Origin of the sequence: Rathayibacter sp. VKM Ac-2835 (assembly GCF_013266705.1) — a bacterium.
Taxonomy (GTDB): domain Bacteria; phylum Actinomycetota; class Actinomycetes; order Actinomycetales; family Microbacteriaceae; genus Rathayibacter.
This window is the reverse complement of sequence record NZ_JABSNQ010000001.1, coordinates 23,185-37,509: the sequence shown is the minus strand read 5'-3', so window position 1 is coordinate 37,509 and position 14,325 is coordinate 23,185. Positions and strand designations below refer to the sequence as shown.

Genomic DNA, 14,325 nt, shown 5'->3' with positions numbered 1-14,325 from the left:
CAGGGCTCCGCGCCTCCCAGACGGGGAGGCGGGCCCCGGGAACGGCGGAAGGGCCGCCCCGGCGGGGACGGCCCTTCTGCGATCAGTGCCCGAGGATCATCGCTTCACGGTGAAGGCGAGGGTGATCGCCTTGCCCGACTGCGCCCCGGTGACCGTCACGCTGTAGTCCCCGGGGGTGGTGGGGGCCTTCGCCGTGGCGGTCAGCGCGCCGTCGGCGAGGTCGCGGGTCGCGGTGCGCTCCGTGAAGAGCGGCGCGGAGCCGACGAGCTGCGTGTCGCCGTCGAAGCCCTCGGCGGTCAGGGTGATGCGGGCTCCGGGGGCGAAGGTGCTGCCCGAGAGCTCGGCGGTGGCGCCGAAGCTCAGGTTCCGGATGTCGCGGTCCAGGCCGAGCGCGTTCGTGATGGTGAAGAACGTGTCGGTCTGGTCGGTGAGGCCGGCGACGTTGGCCGCGCCGGGTCCGTAGGCCGCGATGCGCAGCTGGCTGCCGGTGTGCTGCTGCGAGCCGCCCTCGGCGGCCGTGCCGTAGGACACCTTCATCGTGCTGCCGTCGACCGTCTTCAGCGCGGTGCTGAGCGAGGTCGGCGGGGTGGAGTCGACGATCTGGCTGGAGTGCGCGTGGTCGGCGGTGACGATGACGAGGGTGTTCCCGTCCGCCTCGGCGAACGCGAGCGCGGCCTGGACGGCCTCGTCGAGGTCGACGGTCTCGCCGATCTGGCCGCAGGCGTTCGCGGCGTGGTCCTGCTTGTCGATGCTCGCGCCCTCGACCTGGAGGAAGAAGCCCTCGTCGCCGGTGTCGAGCAGGTCGATCGCCTTCTCGGTCATCGCGCGCAGGGTGGGCTGCTCGGCGGGACGCGAGGGGTTCGCCACGCAGGTCTGCGGCGCGGCGTCGGCGCCGCCGACGGTCGCGGGGGTCGGCGCGTAGCGCACCGGCAGGTTGCCGGAGTTGAACAGGCCGAGCACCGGCGCGTCCTGGTCGGCGACGGTGAGCGCGTCGAGCTGGTCCGCGGTGGCGGCCGTCGTCGCATCGCCGAGCACCTGGTAGCCGCGCTCGTCGGCCTGCTGGAACAGGGTCTGCCCGGCCCAGTCGCCCGCCTTCGCGGTCTGCGCCAAGCTCGCCGAGCCGCCGCCGAGGGTGAGGTCGGCGCGGGTGTCGAGGATCTGCTCGCTGATCGAGCCGAGTCCGCCGTTCTCGAGCGCATCGTCGCCGCAGCTGGCGCTGTCGGGTCCGTAGCAGCTGCGCGCGTCGACGTGCGCGGCCTGCACGGCCGGGGTGGCGTCCTGGATCTCGGCGGTGGTGACGTTGCCGGTCTTCAGGCCGTTCGCCTTCGCGATCTCGAGGAGGGTGTCCTTGCGCTCCTGGTCGATGTCGACCGAGATCGCGTTGTCGTAGGTCTTGGTGCCGGTGGCCCAGGCGCTGCCGGTCGCGGCGGAGTCGGGGACGTAGTCCGGGGCGCCCTTGACCGCGCCGGTGGCGGGGTCGTCGGCGCGGTAGAGCGAGTAGGTCGTGTACTGGCCGGTGATCGGAAGGGCGTCGATGCCGGGGAAGCGGCCGGCGGCGCCGTAGGCGTAGTTGCGGGCGACCGTGATCTCGGAGTCGCCCATGCCGTCGCCGATCAGGAGGATGACGTTCTTCGCGTCCTGCTCCTTCACCGCCGCGCGCAGCGAGTCGGAGAGGTCGGCGTCGACGGGGGAGATGCGGGCGGCGCCGCCGGTGGCGGAGAGGTCGGCCGCACCGATGGCGGTGGCCGCGCCGGGGGCGGCCAGGGCGGCGCCGCCGACCAGGGCGACGGCCGCGAGGGCCAGTGCGGTGCGTCCGCGGTGCGCGGAGCGGGGCAGTCGTGTCACGTCGTGGACTCCTTGGGGTGAGGGCCCCTGAGAAGGGGCTCACCCAGCACACTCCTGATCCCCGCTCCCGTGGGTGAACGGAGATGCATAGCCGGGTGAACTTTCCGCGCGCCGGACCCCGTGGCGAGCGCGTGCAGTGACCCCGCGCGGGGGACAACTCGGGCGGAACCGGCACCGGCCTGACCGGCGGGCGCTAGCGTGACGCCCGGTGTCCGCCGCACCGCCGATCCCGCCGAGAGGACCTCCCCCCATGACCACGCCCCGCCCCGTCTCGCGCCGCACCGCGACGACCGCCGCCCTGTGGAGCGCCCCCGTCCTCCTCGCCGCCTCCGCCGCTCCGCTCGCCGCCGCCTCCGGGGAGGTCCGCGCCGCACTCGCCGTCTCCGGCGGCCTCACGAACGGTGGCGGCGACCTCTACGCCGGCCAGTTCACCCCGGTGGTCTCGGCCTCGCAGGGCAGCGAGCCCGTGCGCGACATCCTCGCGCGGGTGACGTTCGACACGGGCGACAGCGACGTCGTGCTGACCGACTTCGTCCTCGAGGACGGTCCCTGGGTCGTCCGCGAGGCGCTCGGGTCCCGCACGCCGGGCGTCGTCGTCCTCGCCTGGTCGGACACGACCGGCCTCCGCGACGGCGAGTCGCCGGTCCCGCCGCAGTTCAGCGTCCACTCCTCGGGGTACATCGTCAGCTGCCTCGTGGCGCTGTCGAGCACCTCGGCCGCTCCGTCCAGCGACTACCTGATCATCGCGGTCGTCTGACCGCCGGCCCTCAGAGCGCCCGCGGCCGGTACGTCTCGATCAGCGCGTCGAAGAGCCGGTCCATCCGCTCGTCGACGGTCCGCCGCGCCGGGTCCGCGTCGTACCACTCGACGATCTCGCGCGCGCCGTCGCTGAAGCGGGTCGAGGGCGAGAACGCCGGCACCAGGCTCCGGATCTTCGCGTTGTCGAAGACCATCGAGTGCGCCTTGTCGCCGACGATGCCCGCGCCGAGCTCCGGGTCGGCGGCGGCGATCGCGTCGGAGGCGATGTGCACGATCCGCGCCTCGGTGCCGGCGGCGGCCGCGAGGTCGTGGTGGATGCGGTCCCAGGTGGGCGCCTCGTCGCCGGTGATGTGGAACGCCTCGCCGGTCGCCGCCGGCGCGCCGAGCAGCCCGACCAGGCCGACGGCGACGTCGCGGCTGTGGGTGATCGTCCACAGCGAGGTGCCGTCGCCGGGCACGACCACCTCGAGTCCGCGCCGCATCCGGTCGATCACCGTCCAGCCGCCGTCGACCGGGAGCGCGGTGCGGTCGTAGGTGTGCGAGGGCCGGACGATCGTCACCGGGAAGCCGGTGCGCCGGTACTCGCCGACCAGCAGGTCCTCGCAGGCGATCTTGTCCCGCGAGTAGCTCCAGTACGGGTTCCGCAGCGGCGTCGACTCCGTCACCGGGAGTCGCGCCGGCGGCTTCTGGTAGGCCGACGCGGAGCTGATGAAGACGTACTGGCCGGTGCGCCCGGCGAACAGGTCGATGTCCTGCTGCACGTGCTCGGGGGTGAAGGCGGCGAACTCGATCACCGCATCGAAGTGCTCGTCCCCGAGCGCCTCGCGCACCGAGCCCGGATCGCGGACATCGGCGGTGAGCGTCCGGACGCCGTCGGGCAGCGGGCGGATCGAGGTCCGACCCCGGTTCAGCACGGTCACCTCGTGCCCGACCGCGAGCGCGCGGCGCACGCCCTCCGAGCTGATGATGCCCGTTCCTCCGATGAACAGCACGCTGAGGGGCACGGCGGACCCGACCTTCCGTTGAGGGGCGCGCGCGCCGCTCCGGGAGCGGAGGGACGTCGTCGGGCACCGGCTCCATCCCCTCACACCGCTGCGGTTCCGTCGAGGGGCTAGCGTGAGGGGTGACGGTTCTGCGGGGGACCGACTCGGGGGAGTCATGAACGGACGGTTCGACGGACAGCGCGACGAGCAGCGCGACGGACGGCGCGCATCGACGGCGTGGCGGCGGTTCTGGGAGCGCGGCGGGTTCCGGCGGGCCCTCCTGCTCGCTGCCGTCTACTACGGCCTCTACGAGCTGATCGGCTACCTGCTCGGCTTCGTGGTCGGCGACACCGGCAGCGCGCTCCGCGGCGAGGAGGGCTCCGCGACCGACGTCTTCTTCTCGATCGGCCTGCCGATCCTCCTCGCGAGCGTGCTGCTGGTGCTCTTCGCGCTCTCGCTGGGGTGGCTGCGCGAGCTCTTCGCGACGCGGACGATCCGCGGCCGCGGCTGGATGTGGATCGGCATCGGCGTGATCCTCGCGATCAACGTCTCGGCGCTGCTCGACATCGACTACGCCGATGCCGGGGGAGCACTCGTCGCCTCCTGGCTGCTGACCGGGCTGTTCGTCGGCTTCGCCGAGGAGACGCTCACCCGCGGATTCGTCGTGAACCTGATGCGCAAGCGCGGCCACGGCGAGATCCGGGTCGCCCTGGCCTCGGCCGGGATCTTCGCCGCGCTGCACATCGGCAACGTGTTCACGAGCGACCAGGGCGTCGCCGTCACCGCGCTCCAGGTCGTCTACACCTTCGGCTTCGGCATCGTGATGTACCTGGCGCTCCGGGTGACCGGCAGCCTGCTCGGGCCGATCCTGCTGCACGCCTCCACCGATCCGACGCTGCTCCTGCACGCCGAGCACCCGGCGGGGACGATCGCCGGGCTCCTGCCCGCGTTCAGCACCTACCTCGTCATCGCGACGGGACTGATCCTGCTGCTCGTGCTCGTCGTGAGCGAGCGGCGCCGGCGGCGCAGCGCCCTCGAGCAGGGAGCGACGGCATGAGCGCCGAGCGCCGCCCGGTCCCGCGCGTCATCGCCGTGGGCGTCGCGGCCGCCGTGCTCTACGTGCTCATCGCCGCCGGCGTCGGCACGCTGCTCGATCCGCTCGCGGGCGGCGACGAGACCCTCGACTTCGTCATCGGCACCTGGCTCCCCGTCGGGGTCCTCATCGCCCTCGGTGTGCTGTTCCTGCGGCGCGCCGGCTGGCTCCACGAGGCGTGGACCGCCCCGTCGCCGTTCACCGAGCGGCGGCGCTGGTGGCTGCTGGCGATCCCCGTCGTCCTCGTCGTGCAGACCGTGCTGCTCCTGCTCGCCGTGCCCTGGGCGGAGCGGGAGCTGCCGATGGTGCTGGTCTTCCTGGTCGGCTGCCTCCTGATCGGCGCCGGCGAGGAGCTGTACTTCCGCGGCCTCTTCCGCGTCGCGGTCCTCGGCCACCACGGCGAGCTCGCCGCGCTGCTGATCACCTCGATCGCCTTCGGCCTCGCGCACACCGCGGGCTACCTGCTGAACGGCGTCCCGCTGCCGGCGACCGCGCTGGCCGTCGCCTTCCTCGCGATGGACGGCGCGATCTTCTACGGCGCGCTGCGGGCGACCGGAACGCTCTGGGTGCCGATCGTGCTGCACGGCCTGGGCGACTTCGCCCGCTTCCTGCAGCAGGGCGGCGACGACCAGTCCGCCACTCCCGGCCTCGGCGGCGACACCACCACCGCGCTCGTCGAGTACGTCCTCATCGGCCTCTCGATCGCGCTGGTGGTCAGCGTCGCCCGCAGCGACCGGCGCGAGCGGCGTGCCCGGAAGGCGCGGGCCGCGACGACGTGACGTCCTGCCGCGGTGCCCGTCCCGACGGGTGCTGCCAACCCCTCCCAGCGGCCGCGCTCGCGTTCTAGCGTGGAGGGATGACTCAGCAGCTCACCCTCAACAACGGCGTCACCCTTCCCGCTCTCGGGCTCGGCGTCTTCCAGAGCGCGCCCGAGGAGACGACGGCCGCCGTGCTGTCCGCCCTCGAGGCCGGCTACCGCCACATCGACACCGCCGCCGCCTACGGCAACGAGCGCGAGGTCGGCGAGGGGATCCGCCGCTCGGGCCTGGACCGCTCGGAGGTGTTCGTCGAGACGAAGATCTGGGTCACCGACTACGGCTACGACGAGACGCTGCACGCGTTCGAGAAGGCGACCGGCAAGCTCGGCGTCGAGCAGCTCGACCTGCTGATCCTGCACCAGCCCGTCCCCTCCCGCTTCGACAGCACGATCGCCGCGTACCGGGCGCTCGAGAAGCTCCTCGCCGACGGCGGGGTGCGCGCGATCGGCGTCAGCAACTTCACGCCGGCGCACCTCGCGCGGCTCCTCGCCGAGGTCGACGTGATCCCCGCCGTCAACCAGGTCGAGCTTCACCCCTACTTCAGCCAGCCGGATGTGCGCCGCGAGGACGCGGAGCGCGGGATCCTCACCCAGGCCTGGTCGCCGATCGGCGGGATCACCTTCTACCCCGGCTGGGGCGACGAGCGCCGCAGCGTGATGGACGACGCGACGATCGGCGCGATCGCGACCGAGCACGGCAAGAGCCCGGCGCAGGTGATGCTCCGCTGGCACCTGCAGCAGGGCCGCTCCGCGATCCCCAAGTCGACGAACCGCGAGCGGATCGCCGCGAACATCGACGTCTTCGACTTCGAGCTGAGCGACGACGAGCTGACCCGGATCGACGGGCTCGACACCGGCGTCCGCAGCGGCCCCGACCCCGACGTGGAGCGGCCGGCGCTGTTCGAGCGCACGATCCCCGAGGCGTGAGGGACGACGGTACGGGTGCCGGCCCTCTCGGCGGGGGAGCAGGAGCGGTCGGATACCGTGACGACGCACCCCGAGCACAGCCACCCCGACGCACAGGAGGAGACACCATGACCGACCCGATCGGCATCCCCGAGGCCACCGCCCTCGAGAGCACCCGGCGCACCATCGCGATCCTCGGCGCGGGGGGCGACCTCACCGAGCGGCTGCTCCTGCCGGGCCTGGGCCGCGTCGCCGAGCTCGCCCGCGACTCCGAGCTGACCCTGATCGGCGCCGCGCGCACCCCGCAGACCGACGACGAGTGGCAGGGCCTCGTCCGCCGCAGCCTCGAGTCCGCCGGCATCGCCGCGCACACCGTCGACGACCTCGCCTCGCGCGCCCGCTTCGTCGCCACCGACGCCTCCGACCCGGGCCAGCTGAAGGCCCTGCTCGACGCCTGCCCGTCCACGCCCGTGCTCTACGTCGCGCTGCCGCCGGCGATGGGGCACAGGGTCGCCGACTCGCTCTCGAAGCTCGAGCTCCCGGAGGACCTGGTCGTCGCGATCGAGAAGCCGTTCGGCGAGGACCTCGACGACGCGATCGCGCTGAACGCCGCCTTCGCTCCGGTGATCTCCGAGGACCGCCTCTGGCGCATCGACCACTTCCTCGGCAACGCCACCGTGATGGGCATGCTGGGCCTGCGCTTCGGCAACCGCCTGCTGGAGGCGAGCTGGAGCGCCGAGCAGATCGAGAAGATCGAGATCGTCTACGACGAGACCCTCGGGATCGAGGGCCGCGCCGCCTTCTACGACGGCACCGGCGCCCTGCGCGACATGCTGCAGAGCCACCTGCTGATGGTGCTCGCGCTGACGACGATGGAGCGCCCGGAGGAGGTCTCGCCCGAGCATGTGCACGAGCGGATGGCCGAGGCGCTCGGCGCCGTCCGCCTCTGGCGCGACGACCCCGCCACCGCCCGGCGCGCCCGCTACACCGAGGGCCGGGTGGACGGCCGCTTCTTCCCCTCCTACGTCGACGAGCCCGACGTCGACCCCGAGGCCGGCACCGAGACTCTCGCGCAGCTGCTGCTCCAGGTGGACACCCCCCGCTGGGCCGGCGTGCCGTTCGTGCTGCGCTCCGGCAAGGCCGTCGGCGACCCGCGCCACGAGGTCGCCGTGCACTTCCGCGCCGCGACGCCGCCGCGGGGCCTGCGCTCCGGCGACGACGCGTCCGGCACGGTCCTGCGGATGTCGCTCAAGGGCGGCGACGTGAGCCTCGACCTGCTCGTCAACAGCGCCGACGACCTGACCGACGTCGAGCGCACCACCCTGGAGGCGCAGCCCGGCGCGGCCACGCTCGACCCCTACGCGCAGGTGCTCGCGGGGATCCTCCAGGGCGACACCCTGCTGTCGGTCCCGGGCGCCGTCGCCGAGCAGTGCTGGCGCATCGTCACCCCGGTGCTCTCGCACTGGGCCGAGGGCGGCACCCCCCTCGACGAGTACGAGGCCGGGAGCGCGGGCCCCGAGGGCTGGTAGCGCGCGCTGCAGGACGGTCGAGCAGCCCAGGCGCGCATCGAGACCCGCGCCCGCAGCTCTCAGACGTCGACGAGGACCGTGCGGGTCGGAAGGCCGAGGAACGCGGGGGCCTCACCCGTCGTCTCGGGGGAGACAGGGCCTCGCGTCACGGTCGCTGTGACACGGAAGCGGCCGGGGGGAAGCGGCGTCAGTGCGCAGAACATCCGTCCCGGTCCGAGGGGCGCCACCTGCATCAGGCGTCCTTCCCGGTCCGTGTACATGCCGCGGCTCGGCGAGCTCCCGGCCGGGATCACGAGGTGGGCGCAGCGCGGCCGGTCGACGACGAGCCACTCCGACCAGTGCCCGACGTCGTGCTCGGCGGTGACGTCCATCCGGGCGTCGCTGAGGAGCTCGACGGGTGCTCCGGGCGGTCCGCTGTGCGCTGCCCGGAGCTCGAGGACGAAGTTCCCCGACGACAGGGAGTCCAGGAAGAGGCCGACGTACGGCCCGACCTCGAGTGGTCGCGGGGCGGATGCGGCGGCTGCGGGCGCGCCGACCGCCGTGGCGATGACGGGCGCCGACCACGCCATCGCCATCGCGGCCCGGCGGGTGACTCCGGGTACGTCGGGACGACTGTCGGACACGAGAGACCTCCCTGTGGTCGGGCGGCTCCTCGCGACGCATCGAGCCGCTGATGCCGGACGATCCCGCCATCCTCGGCCTCCGGTTCTGATCCGCCGAATCCGTGGCGCGATGCAGCAGACCTGGCACGAGGTCGTCCGGTCAGGCCACGAGGCTGAGGGTCTGCGTCCCGAAGCCGAGCGCCGTCTGCGCCTTCGGATCGGCGCCCGGGTGGACTCGACCTCGCGTCACGGTGGCCGTCACAGCGAACCGTCCCTTGGGTTGCGAGGTGAAGCTGGAGTACCCGCTCCCCACGATCCTCGCCACCTGGAGGGTCACCCCGTCCTTGCCGGTGTACGACCCGGCCGAGGGGTAGGACCCGGCCGCGAGCAGGAGATGCCCGGCCCTCGGGCCGTCGACGACGATCCCCGCGGCCCAGGTCTCGACGTCGTGCTCCGACGCGATGTCCACCCTCGCCTCGTCGGCGAGCACGACGGGGGACCCGGCCGGTCCGCTCCTGGCGACCCTCAGGTCGATCCGGAACTCGCCCGCACGGCGGGGGATGAGGAAGAGCCCGACGTACGGTCCCTGATCCACCGGCACCGGTGCGGAGGCGGCCGCGCCCGGCGCCGCCACGGCGGCCGAGACCACGGGGGTGGTCCACGCGACCGCCGCCACGGCGGTCCGGCGCGTCACCCCCCGCTCGGCGCCGTCCCCCTGATCGAAGCGTGCATGGTCCCGTCGAGCGTCCGACATCGTCTCTCCCTGATCGCGTCGGTGCTCGTGACAGGCGGGAGACGTGCACCGATCCTCCGCTGGAAGTCCGAAGTCTCCGGTCCGGGGGCCGACGCCACCGAATCGGTGGCACGATGCCGTCGATCTGGCAGCGACAGGTCGGCGTCAGCTGGGCGTCAGGGCGTCGCGGAGGCGGACGCGGGAGCCCATGCGCAGCAGGGAGTTGGTGTAGATCCGGCTGGCGACGGCCATCACGGCGGCGGTGGCGACGACGAGGAGGCCGAGGGAGAGCAGCGGCTCCCACCACTCGGCCTCGCCGAAGAACAGCCGCACCGGCATCGCGACCGGAGCGCTGAAGGGCACGTAGGACAGGATCGTCATCACCAGCGGGTTGTCGCCGAAGAGCACGACGCCGAAGTACGGCACCATCACGAGCATCATCGCGGGGGTCATCACCGAGCCGGTGTCCTCCTGCCGGGAGACGAGCGCCGCGCCGGCCGCGAAGACGCTCGCGACCAGGACGAAGCCGAAGACGAAGAAGACGACGAACCAGATCAGCGGGGCCGACAGCAGGTCGAGCAGCTCGGTCTGGCCGGTGATCGCGAGCCCGAGGGCGGACGCGGCGGCGATCGCGGCGGCCGTGCCGACGCCGATCACCGAGTTGCCGAGGATCTTGCCGGCCAGCAGCGCCCGGGCGGGCACCGCGGCGAGCAGGATCTCGACGATGCGGGACTGCTTCTCCTGCACGGTGTTCTGCATGATCGTCGCGCCCGAGCCGAGCACGGCGAGCATGAACACCAGGCCGAACGCCAGGCCGATCAGCGTGCGCAGACCCGACGGCGTCTCGGAGGGCTCGAGGAGCTCGACGGCGGGGCTCGCCGAGAGGGCCGCGACCAGTCCCTCCGGTGCCTCGTCGAGGGCGAGGACCGCGAAGCCGAGCGCGTCGTCGCTGGGGACGAGCGCCGCGTCGACGTCGCCGGAGCGCACCAGCTCCTCCGCCTCCGCCGCCGTGGCGACCTCGGTGACGTCGAGGGTGTCGGCGGGGACCACCGAGGAGCCCGCGGAGCCGACGACCGCGACCGGAGTCGCGTCGGCGGTGCGGCTGCCGAGCACGTTCGAGAGCACGATCCCGCCGATCACCAGCACGAGCGTGATGACCGTCGAGATGAGGAACGCCTTCGACCGCACCTGGGAGAGGATCTCGCGCTCCGCGACCAGGAGCGTCGCGCCCCAGGTGCTCAGCCGGCCGTCCTGCGCGCCGGTGCCGGTGCTCCTCGTGCTGCTCGTCGTCATCGGACCGCCTCCGTCTCCTTCTCGGCGCCCGCGGGCGCGCTCACCACGATGTCCCGGAAGATCTCTCCGAGGGTCGGCCGCACGGGCCGGAACGACGACACGGTGCCGCGCTCGACGGCGGCGCGGAGCACGGCGTCGGCGGCTCGCGGGTCGGCGTGGAAGAGCACCGACGTGCCGGCCAGCTCCTCCACTTCGACGCCGGGGACGCCGCGGACCCAGCCCGCGTCGCCGTCGATCTCGAGCGACCACCGGTCGCCGGAGTACTGCTCGCGCAGCGCCTCGCGCTCGCCCGCGGCCTTCACCTGGCCGCCGGCGATGATCACCAGGTCGTCGCAGAGCCGCTCGACCACGTCGAGCTGGTGCGAGGAGAACAGCACCGGGATGCCGCGTGCGGCGTGCTCGGCGATCACCGTGACCACCTCGTCGACCGCGAGCGGGTCGAGTCCGGAGAACGGCTCGTCCATGATCAGCACGTCCGGGTCGTGCACGAGGGCCGCGGCCACCTGCACGCGCTGCTGATTGCCCAGCGAGAGCGCCTCGAGCTTGTCGCGTCGGCGCTCGATCAGGCCGAGGCGCTCGAGCAGGTCGTCGGCACGCTGGACGGCGGTGGCCTTGTCGATGCCGTGCAGCCGGGCCAGGTAGGCGAGCTGCTCGCCGATCTCCATCTTCGGATAGAGGCCGCGCTCCTCCGGCATGTAGCCGAAGCCGTGCAGCGCCGCCTGGCCGACCGGCGTGCCGTCGAGGAGGACCTCGCCGGAGTCCGGGCGCAGGACGCCGAGGATCATCCGCATCGTCGTGGTCTTCCCGGCGCCGTTCCCGCCGACGAAGCCGGTGAGCCGGCCCCGCCCGACATCGAAGCTGACGTCGTCGACGGCGCGATGGGCGCCGAAGCTGCGACTGATGTTCTGCACGCTGAGCATGCGACCTCCTCGGATCCGACTGACCCCTCCACGCTAGGGAGGGCGCGTCTCCGGCACCTCCGGCGCGGGACTGAACGGCGGCCTCCACCTCGGGGCGGAGGAGGCGCGCGCGGCCGCAGGCGGGGTCAGAGGGAGAAGCGGATCGTCCGCGACGCCAGGCCGATCGCGCCGTAGCCGCGGCCGTCGGTGCCGGTGTAGACCGGACCGCGGGTCACGGTGGCCGTGACGGTGACCAGTCCCTTCGGGAGAGGGCTGAACGTCGAGGACAGCCCGGAGGCGGCCGACCCCAGCTGCAGGGTCGCGGTGTCCTCCAGCGCGATGCTCCCCACGTTCCGGTAGGAGCCGGGAGGGATCACGAGGCGGCCGGCCCGGGGACCGTCGGCGACGATCCCTCCCGACCAGACGTCGACGTCGTGGTCGGTCGTGATGTCGATCCGCGCCTCGAGGGGAAGGACGACGGGGGCGCCGGCGGGCCCGGTCCGCGCCACGCGGACCTCGACGACGAACTCGTCGATCGCCTCGGCACTCCGGGTGAGCACCACGCCGACGAAGGGCCCCTCCGCGGACGGCGGGGCGGACGCTGCGGCCCCGGGGGCCGAGACGGCCGCCGCGATCACGGGGATCGTCCATGCACCCGCCAGGGCGGTCCGTCGCGGGAGCCCCGGTGCCGGCGAGTCCGCTCCCTGTCCGTGCGTGCCCTGGGTCATCGTCTCTCCTCCTGCGCCGGTGCGCGTCCCCGGTGGGACCCCGATCCTCCGGCGTGCGGCTCGTCGCCGGGAGTCTCCCGCCTCCCCTCCGACGCTCCGCAATCGGTGGCGCGGTGAGCGGTCTCTGGCGGGATCGCTCAGGACGCGGGAGCCTCCGGGGCCCGCCGCGGGTCGACCAGGCCGGAGCGGTAGGCGAAGGCGACGGCCTGCACGCGGTCGCGGAGGGACAGCTTGGCGAGCACGTTCGAGACGTGGGTCTTCACCGTCGCCCGCCCGACGGCGAGGAGCTCGGCGATCTCGTCGTTGGAGAGCCCCTGGGCGAGCAGGCGGAGCACCTCGAGCTCGCGGGCGGTCAGCGTGTCGGGGGCCGCCGAGGGCGGCGGCGCCGGGAACGGCGCGGACGACCGGTCGCGCTCGCGGGCGACGGCGCGCTCGATCACCGCCCGGGTCAGCTCGGGCGCGAGCAGGGCGTCGCCCGCCGCGATCGCGCGGACTCCGGCGACGAGGCGCTCCGGCGGCGAGTTCTTCAGCAGGAAGCCGCTCGCGCCCGCCTCGAGCGCCGCGACGAGGTAGTCCTCGCGCTCGAACGTGGTCAGCACGAGCACCTGCACGGTCGCGTCCGGCTCGGCGAGGATCCGCCGGGTCGCCTCGAGCCCGCCGATCCCGGGCATCTCGACGTCCATGCAGACGACGTCCGGGCGGGTGCGCGCGACGACCTCGACGGCCTCCTCGCCGCTGGAGGCCTCGCCGACCACCTCGATGCCGGCCTGCAGCGAGAGGATCGTGCGGATGCCCTGGCGCATCAGCGCGTGGTCGTCGACGAGGACGACGCGCACGCCCGGACCGCCGCTCACGCCCGCACCGCGAGCGGCACGGCGACGCGCACGACCCAGCCGGAGCCGGCCCGCGGCCCCGTCTCGAGGACGCCGTCGAGGGTCGCCGCGCGCTCGCGCATCCCGAGCAGGCCGAGGCCGCCGCCCTGCCGGCGCGGGCCGGGGCGCCCGAGTCCGTCGTCGGCGACCTCGAGCTCGACGGAGTCGCCCTCGTAGCGCAGGTGCACGCGCGCGCGGGTGCCGGGTCCGGCGTGCTTGAGGACGTTGGTGAGCGACTCCTGGGCGATCCGGTAGAGGTTCAGCCCGACCAGCGCGGGGAGGTCGACGGGCTCGCCGACCACCTCGAGCGAGACGCGCAGCCCCGAGGCCTCCGCGTCCGCGATCAGCGCCGGCAGCGCGCCCAGGTCGAGCGAGGCGGTGACCGGGTCGAGCACGGACTCCTCGTCGCGCAGCGTGCCGAGCAGCTGGTAGAGCTCGCCGACCGCCGCGCGGGACGTGCCCTCGAGCGCCTGGAGCTGCTCGTGCGCCTTCGCCGGATCGGCGTCGACGAGCATCCGCGCCGCTCCGGCCTGCACGCCCATCAGCGAGACGTGATGGGCGACCGCGTCGTGCAGCTCGCGCGCGATCCGCAGCCGCTCGATCGTGATGGCCTGGCGGGCGACGGTGGACTGCTCCTCCTCGAGCTGGCGGGTGCGCAGGTCGGTCAGGGCGCGCTGGCGGGCGGAGGCCCAGGCGTGGTCTCCGAACCACCAGGCGCCGGCGAAGTAGAGGACGTTGATCAGGATCTGCTGGAGCATGTACGCCGCGACCGGGGTGAGCGCGCCGATCCCGGCACCGTCGAAGTCGAGGTCCTGCGTGCTCGCGCGGAAGAACGTGACCAGCAGCCAGACCGCCATCACGGCGACGAGCACGCCGCGTGCCCAGCCCGCCCGCGTCCGGTTCGGCTCCCACGCGCCGACGCTGTAGAGGGCCATGAACAGGGCGATGTTGCTGATCGTGAGCTCGGGCACCCTCAGCTCGCCGACCAGCAGGAACGCGGCCCCGATGACCGCGAGGACGGGCACGGGCGCCACCCGGCGGAACGCGAGCGGCAGGATGACGACGGCCAGCACAGCGGCGCTGAGCGCGGGCGACGCGGGATCGGTGAACAGCCCGATCGCACGGCCCAGCACCAGCGAGAGCACGGCGGCGCCGAAGAGGACGGCGGCGGTGGCGGCGTCGGCGCGGCGCTGGTCGGGCGTGGCGGGCGACCGCCGCCAGGCGCGGGAGTCCGGAGCGGCAGTCATCCCGCCAATGTAGCCGGGA

General features: G+C 73.5%; 14 protein-coding genes. 5 read left to right on the top strand and 9 right to left on the bottom strand.

Features of this window, described 5'->3' with window-relative positions:
• Positions 1-96: 96 nt before the first annotated feature.
• A complete protein-coding gene (phoA, locus tag HRK28_RS00190; protein ID WP_367948306.1) occupies positions 97-1,845 on the bottom strand; it encodes an alkaline phosphatase in 1,749 nt (582 codons plus the stop codon).
• A gap of 250 nt (positions 1,846-2,095) precedes the next feature.
• On the opposite strand from phoA, the gene HRK28_RS00185 reads away from it, so the two are divergent.
• Positions 2,096-2,602, top strand: a complete 507-nt coding sequence (locus tag HRK28_RS00185; RefSeq protein ID WP_173249970.1) for a hypothetical protein — start codon at positions 2,096-2,098, stop codon at positions 2,600-2,602.
• 10 nt (positions 2,603-2,612) lie between these two features.
• Here the strand turns inward: HRK28_RS00185 and HRK28_RS00180 are convergent, their stop codons facing one another.
• Complete coding sequence (locus HRK28_RS00180) at positions 2,613-3,608, bottom strand: SDR family oxidoreductase (protein WP_367948305.1); 996 nt, start codon at positions 3,606-3,608, stop codon at positions 2,613-2,615.
• Between the two features lie 154 nt (positions 3,609-3,762).
• Here HRK28_RS00180 and HRK28_RS00175 point away from each other — a divergent pair, with 154 nt between their 5' ends.
• The 4 genes from HRK28_RS00175 to HRK28_RS00160 all read left to right on the top strand — a co-directional run bounded on the left by HRK28_RS00175 (position 3,763) and on the right by HRK28_RS00160 (position 7,932).
• Entirely contained in the window at positions 3,763-4,644 is an 882-nt protein-coding gene (locus HRK28_RS00175) for a CPBP family intramembrane glutamic endopeptidase (RefSeq protein ID WP_173249965.1), read from the top strand.
• Positions 4,641-5,459, top strand: coding sequence for a CPBP family intramembrane glutamic endopeptidase (locus tag HRK28_RS00170; protein WP_173249962.1), 819 nt, complete (start codon positions 4,641-4,643; stop codon positions 5,457-5,459). The genes HRK28_RS00175 and HRK28_RS00170 overlap by 4 nt, the downstream gene beginning before the upstream one ends.
• A gap of 77 nt (positions 5,460-5,536) precedes the next feature.
• Positions 5,537-6,424, top strand: a complete 888-nt coding sequence (locus tag HRK28_RS00165; protein WP_173249960.1) for an aldo/keto reductase — start codon at positions 5,537-5,539, stop codon at positions 6,422-6,424.
• Positions 6,425-6,531: 107 nt separating this feature from the next.
• Complete coding sequence (locus tag HRK28_RS00160) at positions 6,532-7,932, top strand: glucose-6-phosphate dehydrogenase (RefSeq protein ID WP_173249958.1); 1,401 nt, start codon at positions 6,532-6,534, stop codon at positions 7,930-7,932.
• A 59-nt stretch (positions 7,933-7,991) separates the two neighbouring features.
• Here the strand turns inward: HRK28_RS00160 and HRK28_RS00155 are convergent, their stop codons facing one another.
• The 7 genes from HRK28_RS00155 to HRK28_RS00125 form a co-directional block, all read right to left on the bottom strand.
• Positions 7,992-8,555 (bottom strand): hypothetical protein, encoded by a 564-nt coding sequence (locus tag HRK28_RS00155; protein ID WP_160089265.1) that lies wholly within the window; start codon positions 8,553-8,555, stop codon positions 7,992-7,994.
• Between the two features lie 139 nt (positions 8,556-8,694).
• On the bottom strand, positions 8,695-9,228 hold the full coding sequence (locus HRK28_RS00150) for a hypothetical protein (protein ID WP_173249957.1): 534 nt from the start codon (positions 9,226-9,228) through the stop codon (positions 8,695-8,697).
• A gap of 204 nt (positions 9,229-9,432) precedes the next feature.
• Positions 9,433-10,560, bottom strand: a complete 1,128-nt coding sequence (locus HRK28_RS00145; protein ID WP_160089269.1) for an ABC transporter permease — start codon at positions 10,558-10,560, stop codon at positions 9,433-9,435.
• Positions 10,557-11,480 (bottom strand): ABC transporter ATP-binding protein, encoded by a 924-nt coding sequence (locus tag HRK28_RS00140; protein ID WP_160089271.1) that lies wholly within the window; start codon positions 11,478-11,480, stop codon positions 10,557-10,559. Before HRK28_RS00140 ends, HRK28_RS00145 begins: the two co-directional genes overlap by 4 nt.
• Before the next feature lie 125 nt (positions 11,481-11,605).
• Entirely contained in the window at positions 11,606-12,187 is a 582-nt protein-coding gene (locus tag HRK28_RS00135; protein ID WP_173249955.1) for a hypothetical protein, read from the bottom strand.
• A 137-nt stretch (positions 12,188-12,324) separates the two neighbouring features.
• On the bottom strand, positions 12,325-13,041 hold the full coding sequence (locus tag HRK28_RS00130) for a response regulator transcription factor (RefSeq protein WP_279630793.1): 717 nt from the start codon (positions 13,039-13,041) through the stop codon (positions 12,325-12,327).
• Positions 13,038-14,306: a sensor histidine kinase gene (locus HRK28_RS00125; RefSeq protein ID WP_160089275.1), complete on the bottom strand. Its 1,269-nt coding sequence runs from the start codon at positions 14,304-14,306 to the stop codon at positions 13,038-13,040. The genes HRK28_RS00130 and HRK28_RS00125 overlap by 4 nt, the downstream gene beginning before the upstream one ends.
• Positions 14,307-14,325 lie beyond the last annotated feature (19 nt).